Here is a 21141-nt window from a genome sequence, read left to right as displayed (position 1 = left end):
GCATGAGCGCTTTAGTCCTCCAATATCAGCAACAGCTTGGTGAAACATTTTTTGATATTGACTTAGAATTGCCAAGTACTGGTATTACGGCAATTTTCGGTCGTTCTGGTGCAGGTAAAACTTCACTTATCAATGCCATTAGTGGTCTCAAACAACTAGATAGTGGCTTGATCAGCGTATCTGGAACCATTCTGTTCGATAGTGAAAATGGCATCAACTTACCAACGCACAAACGCAACGTCGGCTATGTATTCCAAGAATCGCGATTGTTCCCACACATGAAAGTCGCGGCGAATCTTAAGTACGGCATGAAAGGTGCTGACAAAGCGCACTTTGAGCAAATAGTCTCGTTGCTATCGTTGGGCTCGCTGCTTGATCGCTATCCAGCCCGTCTGTCTGGCGGTGAGAAGCAACGTGTTGCGATTGGCCGCGCACTGTTGTCTAAGCCCAGCATTCTATTGATGGATGAGCCATTGGCGTCTCTGGACTTACCTCGTAAGCGTGAAGTAATGCCGTTTCTGGAAAACTTATCTGAAACCGTTCAAATACCGATTATCTATGTCACTCATAGCCTCAATGAAATATTACGCTTGGCAAATCACCTTGTGATCATTGAGCAAGGCAAAGTTATTTCATCGGGGATGACGGAAGAGGTATGGGCATCGAGAGCCATGCAACCGTGGCAATCTTTTTCAGAGCAAAGTTCGTTGTTTGAAGCGACATTAGCGGAACATAATGATGATTATGCGTTGTCACGTCTAACGTTAGGTAAATCAACGTCACTTTGGGTTCAAAAGGTGTCGAGCGAGCTTGGCACTACGGTAAGGCTGCAAGTGAGGGCAAATGATGTCTCTATCACGCTACAGCAGCCGCAAGGCACTTCGATACGTAATATCCTTCCTGTCACTATTAAAAGGGTAGAGACGCACCAGCAAGGCTCGAATAAGCAGAGTGTCGCTGTCGAGTTAGAACTTGAGGCCGGATGCTACCTATGGGCGACTATTACATTGTGGGCGCTGGATGAGCTGAATTTAGAAATTGGACAACGTGTCTACGCACAAATTAAAGGCGTGAGTGTTGCGCAAAGAGATATTGCGATAACGCACTAAACTTATGCACTAAGTTCATGCCGCAAGCTCATGCGATAAGATATTCAGATCTAGCGGTAATACATTAAGGCCCAACGACGTACTTGGTTTCTGGTTTCATTTTAGAACGGGTAAAACTCGAACTTGATTCTGTGACTCGATCTTGATTCCATAAATGACTACATGCGTCATTTTATACGGTGTAACTGCCAGTTTTGCGTCATACTGTATGAGTGTTAACGCATACCTTCCGTGCGATGAGAAAAGTTAGAATTCTAAGAGCCACAACGAGAATCCCTGCACTAACAAGAACCCAGACGTTACATTCGAATAATAGAAGAAGCGAGCAGAAAAAGAACGTATAGAAAAAGCTGCTGGTACAAAAAAGCCGCATGTTTTAAATAACATACGGCTTAATCATTAAGTTTTCCTTAAGCATTCAACCTAAATTTAGGTGCTCTGAATAGCTTAGCGGATGAAAACTTCTTTGAAATCACGCTTCAAGATAGCATCACGGCGCGCTTTCTTGATTTGCTTAGCCATGTCTTTTACACAGTTATGTAAAATTTGGTCAAGCAGTTGAGCTCGGTACTCTTCTTTTTCTTCATCAGACATGCCTTCTGGAAGTTTAAGAGTAGGGAACTCCTCCATCATGTTTACGCCAGCGAAAGCTTGGCTAACAGAGATTAGAGCGTGGAATTGCTCGAAGTTGTCTAAAACATTTTGTGCGCTTGCTGGAAGGCTGCTCCAAGTTTCACGCACTGCTTCTTCAGACACTTCGTGAATAGAAGTAACCATGTTGTGCATCTCTTTAGGCACTTCATCAAATTCGATAACTTGGCGAAGCTCTGGTGAGATAGTGGTTAAATCGATTTCTTGTACTTCGTTGTTTGTAGCGTCTGACATAGTATTTCTCTTTAAAAAGAAACAATGCTAAAAAGATCTGTAAAAAAGTCAATATAATATAGAGATTAGGGCATGATTTAAGCCCAAATTTGAGCTACTTTGAATATTCAACACTAGATAAAGGTGATGTGATGATAGAAAAGGGATCTTCGATGCGCATATTGCTGGTTGATGACGTTCAACTGGATAGGATGCAACTCGCTATTCGACTCAAGCAACTGGGTCATGTTGTAGAAGCTGTTGGTAGCGGAAAAGAAGCCCTGAATGTTTATTCTGATTTTGATCCTGAACTCGTGTTACTGGATATCAGCATGCCAGACATGGATGGTTTTGAGGTCGCTAACGAAGTTCGTCGGCAATTCCCAGAATGGGTTCCGATCATCTTTTTGAGCGGTCATGAAGAGCCTGAAATGATCGCAAAAGCGATTGATGCCGGCGGCGATGACTATTTGATCAAACCGGTAAACAAAGTTGTTTTGAACTCTAAGTTGATTGCGATGCAGCGTATTGCGCACATGAGACGAGAGTTAAAACAGAGTACCGCCAAACTCGAAGAACTGAATATTTTACTGCAACAACAAGCCAACGAAGACGGCCTAACCAAATTGTACAACCGACGATATATGGATACTAAGCTTGAAGAGAGCATTGCGTGGCACGGACGACGTAATATATCCATGACCGTCATACTACTCGATGTTGACTTTTTTAAGCCTTACAACGATAACTATGGCCACATTCAAGGGGATAAGTGCCTGCAAGGGCTTGCCAATACTTTGAAAGAGCTCTTTGTTCGAGCTGGAGAGTTTGTTGGACGTTACGGCGGTGAAGAGTTCGTCATCATTCTGAGTGATACCGACAGCTCCGCGGCTAATTTACAGGCCAATCGTGTAAAAGAAGCACTGCATCAAATGAACTACGTCCACGACTACTCAGCAGTGTCTGATAGGGTGACAGCGTCACAAGGTGTGTTGTCATTCGTCCCTGAAGGTGGTGAAGCTATCGCTTCTATTTACGAAAAGGTTGACCAAGCACTGTATCAGGCCAAGCAAAGTGGAAGAAATACCTACATACAACGCGATATTATGGAGCTTGAGCAATAGTTGACGAGCTTCGGTAGTAACCTGAATTATACTTCTAGTAGCTTATAAGCTAGGAAGTGACTTAAGTGATAAAAAAAATGCAGCATTCCAAGTCATTCGTCATGACTAACTCAAACAAAGGTCTTGTATTAACTCTGTTTGTTTCCGTGTCTCCAACTGCTGTTAACGCAGCTTCGCTCTCTGAACTGGTCAGGAAAGACATTGAACAAACCTTCGCAACGAGTGTTTTGCTCAATGATACGGATGTGTTTACCTTTGGCATTAATAATTTTGATCCCAACAAAGTCTTTAGTTTGGACAATGAAGATATTGGCTCTAATGACTCAGTAAGTCGCCGACAAAATATCGCGTCCCTCAGCCTTCCTTATACCTTTGAAGTGCCAAGTTATATTGAAGACAACCATCAAGAAGTAACACTTCGTTTATCTGCGTTGCGGATAGAGAAGGATGTTCAATATGCCAGTTCAACGATAAGCGACTTTCAAAAAGAGTCTGTTGTTTCTGGTTACGTTGAGTATGCGAACGTATCCCAGTTGAACGAATACTGGAGTTTTAGTTCTGCAATTGGTAACCATATTTCCTATTATCGAAACGATTTTGAATATCGTTCTTCGTTGCTTGCACCAATTCAAGGTCGCCTGGATGGTCTTTATCTGAACACGGATGCTTGGGCATACATAATAGAGCCTAAGATAAAGTTGATGTTTGAAGATAAGAATGACTGGGGTAAATATAAACTCAGTACCAGTTGGCATTACTTTAATGGTATAGGTTGGGGAGAAGCCAATAACGGTAACATTGGTCACCCAGAAGGTTGGTACATAGCAAATGAAGCTAAGATCTTCTATGACTTAGTTCGTTGGGACAAAAACATCACATCCATGTATTCCAGTATAAGAAGAATAGATATTGGTGGTGATACTGTCGCGTCTATGGGCACTACAGCTTACTACGAAGGTAGTGTAGGTTGGTTGCTTAACCCAAATCTGTTTAATGACTGGGTCGATAATGTAGGAATAGGGTTTACTATCAATTATGGAAGTAGTTTGAAAGGAGGGAGCTTAGTCATCTTCTTTAACCAAGATTAGTCTAAGCACCAACGCTTTCGATGTTCACACCGTTAAATTACGATGTTCAGAGCTTTACATTCCAAGACTTTCAACGTCTTTAACTATCGACACACAGCTTGTTTCGGCCAGTTTCTTTTGCTTTGTACAGTGCGTTATCGGCAAGTTTCAAGACTTCTACGGGTTGTTTAGTGGTTCTACTATCAGACAGCCCAATGCTCACCGTTACGTTTACGACTTCAGTTGATTTGTTGCTCTGACCACGTTTTTTAATGCCGACTTCATGGTCGTCAGGGCGATCGTTGCTATTTCGAATCGTCATATCGTAGTTTTGTACTTCCGAAATGAGAACTTGAAGGTGCTCTTTAACCTGTTCCGAGTATTTGCCTTTAAAAATAATCGTAAACTCTTCACCACCATAGCGATAAGCTTTTGCACCACCGGTTGTTTCACTCAATATACGTGCTACCAACTTCAACACATCGTCGCCAATGTCATGCCCGTAGGTATCGTTAAATTTCTTGAAGTGGTCGATATCAACCATCGCCATTGAGTATTTTCGCCCTAAGTGCTTCATATCCACTTCTAGTGCGTGTCTACCTGGAATGTTAGTTAAACGGTCATTAAAGGCCATATCGTGGCTAGCAGAGACGACATAGATAATGAATAGCGTACCAGACAGCGAGAACATCGTACTAGAGATGTATTGCACATCAAAAAATATGAATGTACTAGTAGAAAGTAAAATTGCGCTGTATACGACAACATCAATCGCGCGGTTGTATACCAGAACTAAAATCGACGTAAGGCCAAGTAAACAAAGGCTATACAGCACTAAAACGAAAGGTAGCCTCGAGAATCCGTTAACGATAAACAGGATACCTTCGCTCCATGACTCAAATCCACCTGACTGGAAATGAGAAACAATTAATTGCGCCCATACCGTAAACAGAACGAGAACCAAAGCATATAGGAACATGGATTTCGAGTTAACGCCGTTATCTGGGAAGGCATACACCAGTAAGCATGTTACAGGAACTAAAGCGGTTAACAGAGACAGTTCTAATAGAGTGGTGCCTGTGTTGAGTGGCGTTTGTAAACGAACTTGAATGATGAGGTATGCGACGAGCATGGTTAAGGACACCATGGCCATACGACCTTGCTTAAATGTGTGGCACAGCAAAACCGCAACGCTCAATAGAATGTATGGGAGGTTGCTAGCAAACCCTAAGTTTGAATCCGTCACTAGGATGACGTTGTTCATACCTGCAAGTAATATTGCTAATAGAAGTAAGGGAAAGCAAAATCGAAATATGCTCGACGTGACGAAAGAAGATGTCATTTATGTGGTGAGCCTAACTATAATGATGATCTTATATTTTAATTTTATACGTAGGATACGGGTAAACAAGCAATTGCCAAGCTTTTTCATTAAATTATAGCAAAAACATGATCATAGCTCGCTAATTGTACAATTAAATTTATATGTGTTTCAGTTGCTATTAACCTAAGAACGAGCTAAACAGTATATATGATAAATGAAACAGCCGTTATTGATACTTAACTAAATTAAGATGGTTTGTGCTTAAGAGTTAGGTGGTTACCTAAGTAGCAATGAACAGATGTTATACGCCTAACTGCAGAAGCGGCTAGCAACAACGGTAATTAGTTACAACAATGATTAGCTGTAACAACGATTAAACTAGAAACAACCGCTCAACATGGAGGTGTAATATGCAAATCAGTGTCGATGTCCATAACTATATGGAAACTTTGGTGGGAAATGTATTAGCGACAGAAGAGTATGTTTCTGGCTATACCAACGAGCAGTTAGCCGATCTTGCGTGTTTGGCTTTGGGTCAGCTTAAACCCATCTATATTCGCTTCGATGTCGATTTTCTATCGGCATTGCCAGAGGATAAATTGGTGCTGTATAAACGAAATAGTGAGATCGCGGTCAAAAATGCAGAAAGTATGATCATTGACGACAGAAGGCGAGAGCGTGACGACAATGTACCCGTAATCTTTAGTCAACATAATTTTGATGACGACGTTGAATTACAATGGTATGAAAAGCCATTGTTGAGCGGTAAACAGTCATGATAGTTTACGGTTAATGCGGTCATTTAAGGAGTAAAAACGTGGGATTCTTTTCTAGATTATTTAGTGGCAAAGAAAAAACCGAACAAAAAGTAGAAATTGAGCCAGTCGAATACAAAGGCTTCAATATCTATCAAGATGCCATTGCTGAATCTGGTCAATACCGTGTAGCTGGGCGAATCGAGAAAGAATTTGATGGTGAAATCAAAACCCATCGTTTTATTCGTTCAGATGTTGTTTCAAACAAACAAGATGCCGATGAACTGATGCTTAAAAAATCGCAGATGTTCATCGACCAAATGGGCGATAGCATTTTTAGCTAACCAAATAGGGTTAGAATTGATGTTGGTCATAATTTAGAGAGCTTTCAGTGTATATGCTGAAAGCTCTTTTTAGTTTTAGGAACAAAGAACAGCTAGTAGGTTGTTATTTAAAGGAATATTTGCAAGTGGTTTGACCTCTTGGCTCAAAAGAGGCGTCATTTCTTCAAATGAAGTGCTCCAATTCCATCCAAATCGTTATAAGTAATAACTTTTCCTGTTCTTTGAATAAAACGCTTGAAGTATTAGTTGTCGTTAGATACAAACGAATAAGTCATTGTGCCAATAGTCAAGGAATAGCTATGCAAATTGGTGTACCAAGAGAAACACTCGCAGGTGAAACGCGAGTCGCTGCTTCGCCGAAATCGGTAGAACAGCTTCTAAAATTAGGATTTGAAGTTTGTGTTGAATCACAAGCAGGTGCGTTAGCAAGTTTTGAAGATGCAGTTTATGAACAAGCTGGAGCAAAAATTGTCACCGCAGATGAAGCTTGGAAATCCGATATTATTTTTAAAGTTAACGCTCCGATCGTTGACGAAACTACAAATGAAATTGATCTTCTTAAAGATGGCGCAACATTGGTCAGCTTTATTTGGCCAGCTCAGAACTCAGAATTAATGGAACAATTGTCCACTCGTAATATTAACGTGATGGCGATGGATTCTGTACCTCGTATTTCAAGAGCTCAAGCGTTAGATGCATTGAGTTCTATGGCTAACATCGCGGGTTACCGTGCTGTTGTTGAGGCGGCGCATGAGTTTGGTCGATTCTTCACAGGTCAAATTACGGCGGCAGGCAAAGTTCCACCAGCGAAGGTACTGGTTGCTGGAGCGGGTGTTGCTGGCCTAGCAGCAATTGGCGCTGCGGGTAGTTTGGGTGCGATCGTTCGTTCGTTCGATGTTCGTCCTGAAGTAAAAGAGCAAGTTGAGTCTATGGGCGCTGAATTCTTGGAAGTGGATTTCAAGGAAGATACCAGCGCGGGCGACGGCTACGCAAAAGAGATGTCTGAAGCATTCAATAAGAAAGCTGAAGAACTGTATGCAGCTCAAGCTAAAGATGTCGATATCATCATTACAACGGCACTGATCCCAGGTCGTCCGGCACCTAAGCTGATTACCAAAGAGATGGTAGACAGCATGAGTGCTGGTAGTGTGATTGTTGACCTTGCGGCAGCCAATGGCGGCAACTGTGAATATACCGTTGCGGATCAAGTTATTACAACGGCTAACGGCGTGAAAGTGGTAGGTTACACAGATATGGTTGGTCGACTACCGACTCAATCATCTCAACTGTATGCAACGAACCTCGTTAACTTGCTGAAACTGCTTTGCAAAGAGAAAGATGGCAACATCAATATTGACTTTGAAGATGTTGTGCTACGCGGTGTTACTGTGGTTAAAGAGGGTGAAGTCACTTGGCCTGCACCGCCAATTCAAGTTTCAGCTCAACCACAACAAGCTAAGCCCAAAGCGGTTAAACCAGAGCCAAAAGTTGAAGAGCCGGTTTCTCCAATTAAGAAAGTGGCAGGCATGGCGGTTGCTGTAGGTGCATTTGCTTGGGTAGCTTCGGTTGCTCCTGCTGCGTTCTTATCTCACTTTACCGTTTTTGTACTCGCTTGTGTGGTGGGTTATTACGTCGTTTGGAATGTAAGCCATTCTCTGCATACGCCTTTGATGTCCGTAACTAACGCGATTTCAGGAATCATTGTAGTCGGTGCACTGTTACAGATAGGACAAGGAAGTGGCGTTGTCACGTTCTTATCATTTATTGCCGTATTAATTGCAAGTATCAATATCTTTGGTGGCTTTACCGTAACCAAACGTATGCTTGAAATGTTCCGTAAAGACTAAGGAGTGACAGATGTCTGAAGGATTAGTACAAGCAGCTTATATTGTGGCTGCTGTATTCTTTATTATGAGCTTGGCTGGGTTGTCGAAACAGGAATCTGCGCGCGCAGGTAACTATTACGGTATCACGGGTATGGCAATCGCGTTGATCGCGACGATCTTTGGCCCACATTCTGCAGGTATTGTATGGATCATCATTGCTATGGTGATCGGTGGTGGTATTGGTATCCACTACGCAAGAAAAGTAGAAATGACTGAAATGCCTGAGCTGGTGGCAATTCTGCACAGCTTCGTAGGTATGGCAGCAGTACTTGTAGGTTACAACAGTTACATTGACCCACCTGCTACCGTTTCTATCAACCCTGCTGATATTCATGCAGAGCACGTGATCCACCTAGTGGAAGTGTTCCTTGGCGTGTTTATCGGTGCGGTGACGTTCACGGGTTCTATTGTTGCGTTTGGTAAGCTTCGCGGCGTTATCTCTTCGTCTGCATTGAACATCCCTCATAAGCATAAGTGGAACCTAGCGGCGATCGTAGTTTCTACACTACTGATGATTATGTTCGTTAAAGCGGACGGCAGCATGTTCGCGCTAATGGTGATGACTCTTATCGCATTCGCATTCGGTTACCACCTAGTGGCATCGATTGGTGGCGCAGATATGCCAGTGGTTGTCTCTATGCTGAACTCATATTCTGGTTGGGCAGCAGCAGCGGCAGGTTTCATGCTTGCGAACGATCTGCTTATCGTAACCGGTGCATTGGTTGGTTCGTCAGGTGCAATTCTTTCTTACATCATGTGTAAGGCGATGAATCGCTCTTTCATCAGCGTTATTGCTGGTGGATTCGGCCAAGATGTGGTTGTGTCTGATGGTGATGAAGAGCAAGGTGAACACCGCGAAACATCAGCTGAAGACGTGGCTGACATGCTGAAAAATTCAAAGTCAGTCATCATCACTCCTGGATATGGCATGGCAGTAGCTCAAGCTCAATATCCAGTGCATGAAATCACTGAGAAGCTACGAGCGCAGGGCATCAATGTTCGATTTGGTATCCACCCAGTTGCTGGTAGGTTACCGGGTCACATGAATGTGTTACTTGCTGAAGCAAAAGTACCTTACGATATCGTTCTTGAAATGGATGAACTCAACGATGACTTCAATGAGACCGATACTGTTTTGGTTATCGGTGCAAACGACACTGTGAACCCAGCAGCACTTGAAGATCCAAACAGCCCAATCGCTGGCATGCCAGTACTTGAAGTTTGGAATGCTCAGAACGTTATCGTATTCAAACGTTCGATGAACACAGGTTACGCAGGTGTGCAAAACCCACTGTTCTTCAAAGAGAATACGCAGATGTTGTTTGGTGATGCGAAACAGAGCTGTCTCGGTATTCTAGAGCATCTATAGGAAACACTTTTTAAGTATTTTCTAAGCAAAAGCATTAAGTCGTAACTAAATAAGGAGCTCATTAGAGCTCCTTTTTTTTGTTCATCTGAAAGTCGCTGTATCCTAAAGCAACAATCTATGACCCATAAGCAGCAATCTATGGCCTATAAGCAATAAGCACAGTCCGATAGATGGCCGTAAAACTCATTTGAATGAAGTTATAACGACTCAAACGATTAGCGAGTACAGCTGTGCAACATAGCCCTAATATGATCGAATTTGTCGCTATAACTCGTCATTAGCACGGTTTTTCATGCGGTTATAAATTTATCTTTGATAACGAATGGTATATATTTGATTGATCTATATGAATTTGCGTTGGTTTGTGATCATCAAAAGAACATTTACTCTGCTTATCGCTACATTATCCGTTTCAGTGAACGCGTTTGCTGACTCTTTACCTGAGCGTATCGATAACTTCACTAAACTTTTTGATCATGAAATGGCAATTGAATCTTATGATATTCGACTGCTTCAGGCTGATTACCCGACTCGCTTGATCATGCCGTCCTCTATGCTGCCGCAAACTGCTGAATACCCACTAAAAGACATCCAACGCTTATACCGGTTATCAAAAACATGCAGCGGAAAGTTGCCTTTAAGCCCTCTAATCACAGAGCCTTTGGTCTTTACTCGTGCAATGTGTAAAGGAACTAAACTTTCTGATCGTTGGTTTACTCGAAGTGGTTTGATTCATCCCGGTGGCGGTTCATATGCCGCACGCTACGTTGAGTTATACCCAGAGAAATTTGACTCGTTGAAGCGCTACATGCACATTCAAGAGCGACCGAACACCGAACACGATGAACTACTGTCTCGTCTACAGAAGATGGACAATGAAGCCATAACAGCTTTGCTAGCGGGTGCGAGTATGTTTGTTGAGCTTGATGAAATGTGGGTCAAGCGCGGTGATAGATATTACCTGTATAAAGAATCAGTTTGGAACGAAAACGCTACGCTCGCGGGTTTAGCCTTTAGTTTGTCCTCAGAAGGCAACAGCTGTTTTGTCCAACGCGGCAATGTATGTTGGGAAATAGAAGATCATTCAGAGCTTCTGCAGATCGCCATGTTTATTTTGGTGATTGCCAATATCCTACTCGTGTTGGGGTGGGCGGTTTACCGTTGGAACAGTAAAAAACAAGAGATGAAGAGCCGCATGCTGGTTCTTCAAATTCTAACGCATGAATTAAGAACACCGATTGCGAGTTTGTCATTGACGGTTGAAGGGTTTAGGCGAGAGTTCGAACACTTGCCAGAATCGGTATATGATGAATTTCGTAGGTTGTGTGAAGATACACGCCGTTTAAGGCAGTTGGCAGAAGCAAGTAAAGACTATTTGCAATCAGACAACCAACCGCTTGCAACAGAGTGGGTGCCAAGTGTTGAAGAGTGGCTTCAATACAAAGTTGAAGAAGACTTTGCTCCGGGCATTGAACTCCGCGTAAACAAAGATATTGCTGCAAAAGTAAACGTATATTGGTTAGGAACGTGTATCGATAACCTGATCAGAAATGCCGTGAAATACGGTGTTGCCCCAGTGATACTAGAACTGAATACTTCTGACAAGAAGCTGACATTCAAAGTTATAGATAATGGAGACTTGTCTCGTAAAGATTGGGGGCAACTAAGAAAGCCATTCGTAAGTAAGAGTGGACTCGGTTTAGGTCTGACGATAGTAGAATCTATGGTCGGAAAAATGGGCGGTCACATGACGCTTATCGGCCCCCCAACAACATTTATTTTGGAGATACCTTGTGAAACAGACATTGCTTCTCGTTGAAGACGATAAAAATTTAGCTGACGGTTTATTAGTTAGCCTTGAGCAAGCTGGATATGAATGTTTACATGCCGAGCTGATCTCTGAAGTTGAAGGCTATTGGGAACAAGCGGATCTTGTGATCCTAGACCGTCAACTTCCTGATGGTGACTCAGTAGATTCACTTCCAGGTTGGAAGAAAAAGAAAGACATCCCAGTTATTTTGCTAACGGCTCTCGTAACAGTAAAAGACAAAGTAGCCGGCCTAGACTCAGGTGCGAATGATTACCTAACGAAACCATTTGCAGAAGCTGAACTGTTTGCTCGAATCCGTGCACAACTACGCCTACCTGATGCTGAAGATCAAGATGCATCAAAAGTAATGGCTCAAAACCTTGTAATTGACAAAGCAACACGTGAAGTGTTTTTTAACGAACTGGAAGTCACGTTAACGCGTACGGAATTTGATCTATTATTATTCTTGGCAAGTAATCTTGGTCGAGTGTTTACTCGTGATGAGCTACTAGACCACGTTTGGGGTTACAACCACTTCCCAACAACTCGTACTGTAGACACGCACGTTCTGCAACTAAGACAGAAGTTGCCAGGTTTAGAAATTGAAACCTTACGTGGCGTTGGCTACAAGATGAAAGCGTAATGAAAAAAGCCTTACTTCCACTACTCATTTTATCAAGCGTCATCAATACTGCACACGCAGCCGATTGGTTTAAGGACAGTGATGCGCTGACACAAGTGCACAAGCACCTGCTAGATAATGATTTAGCATTGATGTTTGATTCACTAGTGGAAGTTTGGCAAATCAACGCTTCGCAATCTCGCGAAGATCATCTCAATCAGCTGTTCGAGCAAGCATTGAACAAAGATTGTGGGAAAACGCTCACCAAAAACACTTTACCGGACTGGATAAGCTCGGTCGTCGTGAAAAGACACATTATCCAAAGCCCAGGCAGGGAAACATTCCGTGTGGCGATTGACGTTGAATCGGAAAGCAACATCCAAGACATCACCTTTGAGAAGTGGGTCGACAAGGTCGTTTCGTCTGATAGTGAGTTCACCAAAGGTAACCCTGTAATCAATAACACTTCAGTGAGTGTATACAGCAAACGTTATAGCTTAGCGTCTCAACTTGATTCCGGACTTTATCGCCTGACTGTAAAAGGAAATAGCGGTAACTCCTGGAGCACTTGGGTCATTCTTGGTGAAGTGGTTATGCGTCAACAAGTTCGTTGGGCATCTAAAGACTCTTGGTTGATCGATAAAAAAGCACTGCTGAACCCATACTGCCCATTACCAAAGCTAGACGTAGGTTTGTACGATTATGTCGATGAACGATATAAGCAGGTGTGGGGTAAAAGTTATGAATCCGATTATCCGACCAATTTAACGGGTGAAGAACTGCCCAATGATCGTTATGTTTTAGCTGTATCAATGGTACATTCGCGCTGGCAAGGTGACATAGCGATAGAGCAAGCACAAACTATCAGTAAAACTTATGATATTTCTAGCGAAGAGTAGCTAAAGTAATTTAGAATTGAGCCGTTAATAATGTAAGGGATCTAACAAAGATAAACGGCATGAAAAATACAACTAAACTACTCGCAGCATCAATTGCATTCGCCAGTCTTCCTCTTTCAGCAGCAAACTACGCCATTGAAGCGCGTGGTGATGCGATGGGTGGTGTTGGTGTTGTTTCAGCAAACTTCCTAACAGCTCCATTCTATAACCCAGCACTTGTTGCTATTTATCGTCGTAACGATGATATGGGTATGATCACGCCAAGTTTTGGTGGTAGTTATAATGACCCCCAAGACATGAAATCAAATATTGATTCCGCTCTGGCTGCGACAAACACTGCAGATTTAGATGCAGCTCTTAAAAAACTCGATGGTAACCAAGCTAATGTTGAACTTGGTGGTGTTGTCGCATTCGCTATCCCAAATCAATTTATAGCGGCTAACCTATTCGGCAAAGCCTATACAGAATCGTTTGCTACACCAAATGTTTACAATGAAGCGTCAGCGACAGATGCCGATAAACTTGAGTTGTCGACGGTAGAAGCCGTTGCTATTGGTGTTACCGAAGTTGGATTAACTCTCGCTAAATATCAAACCTTTATGGGGCAGCATATTTCATTTGGTATCACGCCTAAACTTCAACGTATTTACACATACAACTACGTTGCTTCTGTTAAGAGCTACGATTTGTCTGATGTAAGAGACAATGGTGAAGGTGAAACTTCTTTTAATATGGATGCTGGCGCGCTTTGGTTCACAGGTCCATTTCGAGTTGGCTTTTCGGCTACCAACTTAATATCTAGAGATATCAATACCAAAGATACATCTCAAACTTTAACGAGTACGACGACCAGCGATGTGACACACAAAGTCGGTGGCCAATACGCATACAAACTAGAGCCAGTATATACCGTAGGTGCTGGTATCGTAGCGGACTACTTCACGCTTAGTGTCGACTATGACTTAAATGAAACCGAAAAGTTTACTTCGTTCAAAGATAATGAACAGATGATTCGCGTTGGTACAGAAGTTGATGTTTTACGTCAGCTTCAGCTAAGGGCAGGGTACTACAAGAATTTGGCATACTCTGGTTCAGAAGGTACAGTCACTGCAGGTATTGGTTTGTCGCCACTCAATTTGTTCCAGTTAGATTTAAGTGCTAACTACACAAATGAAAATGCAATGGGTGCATCAATCAATTTCCTTGCTAGTTACTAACAGTCCTTATATAGTTCTGCTCCTAAATAAAGGAGCAGACTATGCTAAACGACTTACCAACCCTTTCTCACGAAGAACAACAGAAAGCTGTTGAACGAATTCAAGAAATGATGACCCAGGGCATCAGCACAGCACAAGCTATCAAAATCGTTGCTGAGCAAATTCGTGAAGAAATGAGTAATAAAGAAGAGTAGGGCATTAGCCCTTCTTTTTTAACACCTTAGCGCACTATAACTAAATATATTACCCTCTAGTATATTATCTCGTACATACCAACTCTTTAGTTACCCTAAACCCCGAACTATTCAAAACCATTAAATGCCGTTTATTCAGTAAGTTACGTTGGAGTAATCCACTTATCAGGCTTTTCTTGGCTCCTATTTGCAATTAAATTACAGCAAGCTCTGAAAACAATACAACTATCATTTTGGGTGTCAGCATTTATGTCACCATGTCTAAGTAGTTAAATCTATGGCGTTTTTTAAGGATAGTGACGTTGTGACTTCCATTTTTAGTGGGTCAGAGTGCGTGATTAGAAGCGTGACGGGAGCAGAATAATAAGGATTTCCTCGAAGAGCAGCGCGAGATAAGTAACGACGGTAATGTTCAAAACCGATACCGCGAGTGACTTACGACTGCTTAGAGAAAGCTTTTACTAGCCAGATATGTGCGGTTTAGAACAAGTAGTTAGGAAGCTTAGAAACGATACATCTCAACCTGAGAATGCGATTAATGGCGTTACTACAGAATGTGTTATTACCGATGGTGAGAGCGCGCTTAGAGGCGTACATATCGATTAGAACCCTAATGAGACAGTAAAGCTTTTGGCTTCTTTAGTCTGCGTTGAAAATCTAACGGCGGCTTAAATGGACAGTAGATATCGACAGGGTATTAATGGCGTCTTGATTGGGTATTGGCAGAGAGTTGAATGTGTAACTGCAGTCTAGTCAAGCGAGCTTTAGTACAACTTTGCGACTTGGTTTCGTCCGTTGTCTTTCGCTTGGTAGAGTGCCTTGTCTGCACGTTTAATTGCAGAACGTATCGATTCATGTTGCTTAAGCTGTGTTACTCCAGTCGAAGTCGTTACTTTAAGCGCTTTAGGCCAAACGCTTTGGTCGATTGCTAGGTATAGATTATTGATAGATTCGTTACACTGTAGCGCAGTTTGCTCCAGGCAAACTAAAAGGAACTCCTCACCACCCCAGCGATAAAGTAAATATTGCTCACCAAGACTCTCGTTCGCCGTTGCGACAAACTGAATAAGTACTTTGTCACCCACTTCATGGCCATGTTGATCATTGATTTGCTTAAAATGGTCTAAATCAAACAAAGCGATGTGAATTGTTTTTCCTTGCTGGGCTAACCATTCAAAATCATAGAAAGCATCTAAAGCTTCAGTTCTGTTCCTACAGCCGGTTAACGGATCGGTTGTAGCCTTTATCTTTAGCTCTTCAATTTCTTGAGTCAACAAACGTTGTTGCTGTGCGGCATCTGTTCTTGTTCTTCTGGCTAGATATAACGCACAAGATATATAGTAAATCGCATACAGCACCCATAAACTAATTAAGAGTTTTCCTAGTACAAACTTGTCGATCGTCTTGCCGTGAAAAACGATGCTTTGTACTGTCAGTTTATGGTGCCCATCAAGTGTGCTAGCACCAAGCCCTAACTCAACCGACACTGCGTTGGTAACGTCTACGGCGCTATTAGTAATAGGGTGGTTGTAATAGTCGATCCACCATAAAGGGACATTGAAATAATCTAAGTCGATGTGTTTTCTATCGGGTAACGAGAAATCTAAACGATTGAACTTATTAGACATAGCGTCACCTTGAACGCTGTAATTCTCGTCGTAATTTCGAATGTAAAAGCGAAACCTTGGCTGTTCTTGGCCTTCGTAATCCATATTGATGGTCACTGAGTCATACACTGAGAGATCCAGACCTTTACCTTCCGTAGAGATAACGAACTCAATCTCACAGAATGGCGAGCTATAGGTACGCTTAAAGTCACACTGTAACTCAATGGTGTCTTCTGACTTATACAGCACCCCTTTGGTGCCACCATTATGTTCTTGGTCAGTGTTAACGAGTGTAGGGAATCTATCTGGAGTGATAACGTAGTTTTGATCCATGATCATATGGTAAGAGATAAACGACAGTAGAGTGGCAGCGAGGCAAAAAACCGAAAGGAATATATTGATTTGCCTGAATACGTTGTCGCTCAAAATGTTAATCATCCATACATGTAACTTTGTGGTTATGCGTGATGTCACCGCAAACAGAGATTCTATCGAGTATTCACATTCGAACCCAATAGTTAAAATTGAATTGAAGATTATACAGAAAAGTTAATGATTAAACTGATTTTTAGAACAAATTCTGTACGCATGGCGTTGGTTTTGAATGCTATTCACTCGATAAGTGTGGTTTTTGCGGGGGTATCAATTTAACTGCATATTTATACAGTTAAATTTACTGTGGTTCGGTTTGTCGTAATCAGAGTTATGTGTGCGAGTTTTATGGCTTGCTGTGACAACGAGTCACGAGGCCACTGTTACTGTTCGTCAATTAAAGTGGAGGGTAGTTATGTTGCAGTGTCACTTTTTAAGCTCAATTTTATCAAAACACTTTGTTGTTTATTAGAGCGTTCGTTTCATTCATTTTGTCTTTTATTCCCAATTACGCGCCATGGTGCGATACCTACTTGAATATTACGGATCTCGATGGAAAACGAAGTGATGGCGTTTCTTGATGCGTTGGTCATTGCATTTATTACAGGTTGAGTCTCAAGCCTCGGCACGATTGCGGCTTTGAAAACAGACATCAACTGGATAAAGCGAGTGCAACAAGACCAAGAGCAACGGATACGAAAACTGGAGAACCCCAATGAAAGGACACAAGTGCAAAGGTCGTCGACCAAACGGCCAACTTAAGAAAGGTTACACGCTCAAGAACGGGCGTGTGGTAAGGGCGAACACCACACGAAAACGCTACAAGAAACGCCGATGATTCACAGCAATCGAAAGGGCTATTTTTTTAGGAAAGTAGCCCTTTCTGCATTTCTACGACGAGAATCCACACTTTAAGCATCCAGTTTTACAGCTAATGATTTAAATCACTGTTATAAATAGGGTTAATGAGTATAATCCTTTCCCATAAATCAGACTAGACAGAAAAACTCTGTATTTAAATGCAGAATTTTCTATCTAATAAGCGTTAGTTCTACTTATTAAATGTGCGTACTGGTTCATATGTGTGATTCACTTCTCATTCATATGCGCAGCTACTCCGATATCATTCTCAGGATTTATAAAACAACAATTGAGGTTAAAATGAGTGCTAGGTATTGCGACAAATGTGGTCAAAAAACAGAACATAAAGAATTGATTAAGCAAAAACCGTCCAAATATGGCAATAGTAAGAAAGAAAAGTTTAAGGAATTTCTTGCGGGTTTTTTGGGTGGGATGGCTAGTCCAGCAGGAGCGTCACTAGATTTAATCGATCGCTATGTAGTTTGTTTAGAGTGTGGTATTAAAACATTAGAAAATCATGGCGATGAATTTCAATAAATTGTGTCTTGTCCAGTCTAAGTCGTAGAGCTAACAACAAGCAATTAAAGCAGACTGTCAACGCTTGGGATTTTCAACTCAGTTCAGTTTAAGTGATTTTGGTGGTAATTTTGAACGTATTAGTAGCGTTGTCAGCTACTTAATTGGGTGTTATGCGTCACTCCAACTAGAGAAGGTAACACAAGTGGAAAGTGGAGTTAAAAAATCAGTTCGGTATCTTGCCTTGGGTATTCTTATATATCCGTTTCTTTACATGCTACTCAACTTTATTATCTCTATTCTAATGGCAACTTTGGGCGAAGGTAGTAGCTCGTTGATTGAAATTTTTGAGTATCTCATCTGGTTTATAATGCCTTTTTTTTCGGTGTTTTATCTGTTAGCTTTCCATCACTTTTCGCGAGTGTTAGGTAAATGGCATCAACGAGTTGGGTATACTTTGGTTTTAGCCGCTGTGCTAATTGAAATAGCGATGCCTTGGATGGATTCAGGTCTGGTGTTTAAGACAGCATCTTTTCTATGTCAGCTTTTCGAGATAGGTATTTTAGTTAGTTGTCTGTTCGTTTTTAGCAGTAAGTTGGGGCCAAACTCTGAGCCTGGCACAACCGTATATCGAACTGTTTAGGATTAATTCGTAACACGTGACATTTTTACTATACGTTGCGTTCTGTGTTTAAGGTGGTTTGCAGAAACATCGGTCTTACGCTACTCACCACTTAAGCGGGCGTTAGCTTTCTGAAGGTGTAAGCCTAAAACTATGCTGTTATAATCGAAACGTATTTGTATTTTGAGAAATGAGATGATGAAGTTTACGTTAGAAGGTAATGACTGTATGCCACCCATTTCCGGTGGCTATCTACTTATTTATCGCGGTACTGAAGAGGTTACGGTTGTTAGCGTACCGTCTCCTAACTTTGTGGCAGAGCGTTATAGGGATAGTGTTAGCGAAAACTATGATTCGTTTGAAGACGAGGAAGGTAATGAGTTTAACATTAATGTTTGGTCTTCCAATGTTGGTGTTGATTGGACGCTAGACGTTGAGACAAAGGATGGAGCGTTAAAAGAGCAAATTAGAGTGGAGTACCATGCTAATGAGTTCTGATACGGAATTTGATGTATATCTCAATACTTTCACTGAAGGACTTACGCAAATAAGAGCCCAAAGTAGAGATAGTTTTCACAACCAATTGTATTTTTCGAACGTGATAAGCTTAATGGAACAGTATCTTTCAAACTTGTTCATTTTTGAACTTACTAATTCTCCAGAATCACTCCGAAAACTAGCAAGCCATGACAAGTTTCGTTCTGCTACCGTGACGGTTCCTTTTGCTTTAAACAACCCTATTGATGAGTATTTGATACATTCAATGAAAGCATTGGTATGGCATCGGCTTAATGATGTTGAAATGTATTATAAAAAAGTTCTTGGCATTCGTTTTAATATCAGCAGAGAGCTATTAAAACAACTTGAGTTACGCCATGACCTTGTGCATCGAAATGGTCATACCTTAGATGGTGAGAAAGTAGATATAACGGATGACGATCTAGACCGATGTATAGCTTTAGTGGAGCCATTTGTTCTCGATATTCACGCAAAGTATGTAACCCAAAAAAGCTAATAAAGCATTTAAGAGTGTTGATAAAAATGGAGGCAATAATGTACAAGGAAACAGATTTTCAACTGAGCCAAGAAGAGTTTAGCTTTAAAAAAGATTCGTATCCTTTATCAAAAATTAATAATGTGAGAGTTAAGAAACTTGGCTTACTCGACAATCTAGGTCAAATAATATTTTGGTTATTTGTTTTCTCCGGAGCAGTTTGGTTAGCAATCCCAACTCTTGAGAGTACACCTTTTTGGTTGAAAGCTTTAGTTGTTACTTTAACGATTGTAGGTTTTATATTTGGTTTTCTTCGTTGTTCAAAATATGCGTTACAAATTGAATTTCGTCATATTGATGAAACCGGAGTTCAATGGGTAAATATAGCTAAATCTTACTCCAAATTTGATAGTGGGTTGTTTGAGCAACAAGTCGCGTTGCTGAAGGCAACATTCGTCTAACAAATTAATCAACACAATTTATTACATTCGGCATTGTAGGTTTGTCTTTAGTTTCGATGTTTAAGGCGTTATATTTTTCAAGTACCTCACGGGCAATAGGAAGAGTTAGTGTATTTTATAATTAATGATATTGAGTGGTGGAAAATTTCACTTAATAGTTTCATGAATGGATGGCTCCCTGGTATTCTGGCATTCTTTTTAGGTCTTGGGCTCGAGAAAATCACAAGTCGCAGAAAGCTAAAGCAAGAGTTAAAAACAACCTACTTGAAATTTTCATACCTATATTTAATTCGGGAGAGGTCACAACACTCAGTTCAGCTGAAGATTGCCACCGTAACTTAAAGGCAACGTTCAATGCGTATACGCGGATCTATCCGAAGCTCTTTAATGAAAAGTCTGTTCAAAAATTATCCCAAATATTAGCAGACGGTTTTTTGATTGAAGGTAAAGTTAATAATAGCTACTTAAATCCAGATGAAATTCAAAAAATAATTGGTAATTTATAGTTCGTATCAAAAGAGAATAAATATAACAAACGATTCGACTATGGAAATTTTGGCTCGAATTAGCCTTAATGTTTAAGGCGGGGCTATGTGCATAATGGAACCTTGGATTTGGTGGTGTAAAGGAGAATAAATGAATTTAGATGAAATTGATTGGATGTTTATTGTAGCTGTTATATTCGGTGCCATTGCTTCTGTCTTAAAAGAACTGGAATCGGTCATTGGAGAAGGCGCATTAAATTATGTGGTCATTTTCCTAAAGATTATCGCAGCTGTTTTGAGTATTTCTTTCGCTGTATTAAAGTTTCTAAAACTTAAGCCATATATAATATTACTAGGTTCCGATGATTTTGAAGAAAGAAAACAAGATGGTCATAAATATTATCGTTTTGAGATAAAAAAGAGCGAACATAAAAAAGGTCAATCACCTTCTATTTCCGCTAGCCTTCTCAATAATGATGGAAGTGAATGTAGTATATTGATGACTCCGAGGACTGATTCTGATGGAAACATATCAGTGACTCATGCAGGGGTAACACTAATAGATAAAAAGCTTAAGATAGTTGTCAAAAATTAGGTCACATAACAAGCGCCTGAACATGACCTACGTACTGTTCAGGC

Annotated in this window: 23 protein-coding genes and 1 pseudogene; 21 read left to right on the top strand and 3 right to left on the bottom strand. The window is 41.2% G+C overall.

What is annotated here, in order from left to right:
- Window positions 1-2 precede the first annotated feature (2 nt).
- Complete coding sequence (modC, locus tag ACED25_RS06180; RefSeq protein WP_029225601.1) at window positions 3-1109, top strand: molybdenum ABC transporter ATP-binding protein ModC; 1107 nt, start codon at window positions 3-5, stop codon at window positions 1107-1109.
- Window positions 1110-1556: 447 nt separating this feature from the next.
- Here modC and ACED25_RS06175 read toward each other — a convergent pair whose 3' ends face one another.
- Window positions 1557-1994, bottom strand: coding sequence for a DUF3069 domain-containing protein (locus ACED25_RS06175; RefSeq protein ID WP_004731036.1), 438 nt, complete (start codon window positions 1992-1994; stop codon window positions 1557-1559).
- Window positions 1995-2125: 131 nt separating this feature from the next.
- Here ACED25_RS06175 and ACED25_RS06170 point away from each other — a divergent pair, with 131 nt between their 5' ends.
- Window positions 2126-3097, top strand: a complete 972-nt coding sequence (locus ACED25_RS06170; RefSeq protein ID WP_198299351.1) for a diguanylate cyclase — start codon at window positions 2126-2128, stop codon at window positions 3095-3097.
- A 101-nt stretch (window positions 3098-3198) separates the two neighbouring features.
- Window positions 3199-4185, top strand: coding sequence for a Solitary outer membrane autotransporter beta-barrel domain (locus ACED25_RS06165; protein WP_371694879.1), 987 nt, complete (start codon window positions 3199-3201; stop codon window positions 4183-4185).
- Between the two features lie 79 nt (window positions 4186-4264).
- Here ACED25_RS06165 and ACED25_RS06160 read toward each other — a convergent pair whose 3' ends face one another.
- Window positions 4265-5506, bottom strand: a complete 1242-nt coding sequence (locus ACED25_RS06160) for a GGDEF domain-containing protein (protein ID WP_012600626.1) — start codon at window positions 5504-5506, stop codon at window positions 4265-4267.
- A 392-nt stretch (window positions 5507-5898) separates the two neighbouring features.
- Between ACED25_RS06160 and ACED25_RS06155 the strand changes: the two genes are divergently transcribed.
- The 9 genes from ACED25_RS06155 to ACED25_RS06115 all read left to right on the top strand — a co-directional run bounded on the left by ACED25_RS06155 (window position 5899) and on the right by ACED25_RS06115 (window position 14584).
- Window positions 5899-6267 (top strand): late competence development ComFB family protein, encoded by a 369-nt coding sequence (locus ACED25_RS06155; protein WP_009845358.1) that lies wholly within the window; start codon window positions 5899-5901, stop codon window positions 6265-6267.
- A 38-nt stretch (window positions 6268-6305) separates the two neighbouring features.
- Complete coding sequence (locus ACED25_RS06150) at window positions 6306-6587, top strand: HlyU family transcriptional regulator (protein WP_012600627.1); 282 nt, start codon at window positions 6306-6308, stop codon at window positions 6585-6587.
- 299 nt (window positions 6588-6886) lie between these two features.
- On the top strand, window positions 6887-8434 hold the full coding sequence (pntA, locus tag ACED25_RS06145; protein ID WP_009845360.1) for a Re/Si-specific NAD(P)(+) transhydrogenase subunit alpha: 1548 nt from the start codon (window positions 6887-6889) through the stop codon (window positions 8432-8434).
- A gap of 10 nt (window positions 8435-8444) precedes the next feature.
- Window positions 8445-9842 (top strand): Re/Si-specific NAD(P)(+) transhydrogenase subunit beta, encoded by a 1398-nt coding sequence (gene pntB / locus ACED25_RS06140; RefSeq protein WP_009845361.1) that lies wholly within the window; start codon window positions 8445-8447, stop codon window positions 9840-9842.
- A 346-nt stretch (window positions 9843-10188) separates the two neighbouring features.
- Window positions 10189-11661 carry a sensor histidine kinase VxrA gene (vxrA, locus tag ACED25_RS06135; protein ID WP_017101861.1) on the top strand — a complete coding sequence of 491 codons (1473 nt, stop codon included), beginning with the start codon at window positions 10189-10191 and terminating at the stop codon, window positions 11659-11661.
- On the top strand, window positions 11636-12295 hold the full coding sequence (gene vxrB / locus ACED25_RS06130; protein WP_009845363.1) for a response regulator transcription factor VxrB: 660 nt from the start codon (window positions 11636-11638) through the stop codon (window positions 12293-12295). Before vxrA ends, vxrB begins: the two co-directional genes overlap by 26 nt.
- Complete coding sequence (locus ACED25_RS06125) at window positions 12295-13173, top strand: DUF2861 family protein (RefSeq protein WP_017098137.1); 879 nt, start codon at window positions 12295-12297, stop codon at window positions 13171-13173. The genes vxrB and ACED25_RS06125 overlap by 1 nt, the downstream gene beginning before the upstream one ends.
- A 59-nt stretch (window positions 13174-13232) precedes the next feature.
- Window positions 13233-14390 (top strand): conjugal transfer protein TraF, encoded by a 1158-nt coding sequence (locus ACED25_RS06120; RefSeq protein ID WP_017101860.1) that lies wholly within the window; start codon window positions 13233-13235, stop codon window positions 14388-14390.
- A 41-nt stretch (window positions 14391-14431) separates the two neighbouring features.
- The gene (locus ACED25_RS06115) at window positions 14432-14584 is read left to right on the top strand and encodes a YoaH family protein (RefSeq protein WP_004731009.1); all 153 of its coding nucleotides are present in this window, start codon (window positions 14432-14434) and stop codon (window positions 14582-14584) included.
- 764 nt (window positions 14585-15348) lie between these two features.
- Here ACED25_RS06115 and ACED25_RS06110 read toward each other — a convergent pair.
- A complete protein-coding gene (locus ACED25_RS06110) occupies window positions 15349-16629 on the bottom strand; it encodes a GGDEF domain-containing protein (protein ID WP_032499462.1) in 1281 nt (426 codons plus the stop codon).
- A 501-nt stretch (window positions 16630-17130) separates the two neighbouring features.
- Here ACED25_RS06110 and ACED25_RS06105 point away from each other — a divergent pair.
- The 9 genes and pseudogenes from ACED25_RS06105 to ACED25_RS06065 all read left to right on the top strand — a co-directional run bounded on the left by ACED25_RS06105 (window position 17131) and on the right by ACED25_RS06065 (window position 21097).
- Window positions 17131-17325, top strand: a pseudogene (locus ACED25_RS06105) (hypothetical protein).
- Window positions 17279-17401 (top strand): hypothetical protein, encoded by a 123-nt coding sequence (locus ACED25_RS06100; protein WP_258186662.1) that lies wholly within the window; start codon window positions 17279-17281, stop codon window positions 17399-17401. The pseudogene ACED25_RS06105 and the gene ACED25_RS06100 overlap by 47 nt, the downstream one beginning before the upstream one ends.
- A gap of 323 nt (window positions 17402-17724) precedes the next feature.
- A complete protein-coding gene (locus tag ACED25_RS06095; RefSeq protein WP_017101858.1) occupies window positions 17725-17961 on the top strand; it encodes a hypothetical protein in 237 nt (78 codons plus the stop codon).
- A 184-nt stretch (window positions 17962-18145) separates the two neighbouring features.
- The gene (locus ACED25_RS06090) at window positions 18146-18583 is read left to right on the top strand and encodes a hypothetical protein (RefSeq protein ID WP_017102129.1); all 438 of its coding nucleotides are present in this window, start codon (window positions 18146-18148) and stop codon (window positions 18581-18583) included.
- 174 nt (window positions 18584-18757) lie between these two features.
- Window positions 18758-19060, top strand: a complete 303-nt coding sequence (locus tag ACED25_RS06085; RefSeq protein ID WP_017102032.1) for a hypothetical protein — start codon at window positions 18758-18760, stop codon at window positions 19058-19060.
- Window positions 19050-19577 (top strand): hypothetical protein, encoded by a 528-nt coding sequence (locus ACED25_RS06080; RefSeq protein ID WP_241810802.1) that lies wholly within the window; start codon window positions 19050-19052, stop codon window positions 19575-19577. Before ACED25_RS06085 ends, ACED25_RS06080 begins: the two co-directional genes overlap by 11 nt.
- A 38-nt stretch (window positions 19578-19615) precedes the next feature.
- Window positions 19616-20017, top strand: a complete 402-nt coding sequence (locus tag ACED25_RS06075; protein ID WP_017102030.1) for a hypothetical protein — start codon at window positions 19616-19618, stop codon at window positions 20015-20017.
- Window positions 20018-20187: 170 nt separating this feature from the next.
- Window positions 20188-20523, top strand: a complete 336-nt coding sequence (locus ACED25_RS06070) for a hypothetical protein (RefSeq protein WP_241816866.1) — start codon at window positions 20188-20190, stop codon at window positions 20521-20523.
- A 130-nt stretch (window positions 20524-20653) separates the two neighbouring features.
- Entirely contained in the window at window positions 20654-21097 is a 444-nt protein-coding gene (locus ACED25_RS06065) for a hypothetical protein (protein WP_017102029.1), read from the top strand.
- The last annotated feature ends 44 nt before the right edge of the window (window positions 21098-21141 follow it).

The organism is Vibrio sp. 1F263, assembly GCF_041439035.1.
GTDB classification, from domain to species: Bacteria; Pseudomonadota; Gammaproteobacteria; order Enterobacterales; family Vibrionaceae; genus Vibrio; species Vibrio tasmaniensis_A.
The sequence above is the reverse complement of the archived record's forward strand: the minus strand, read 5'-3'. Positions and strand labels throughout refer to the sequence as shown.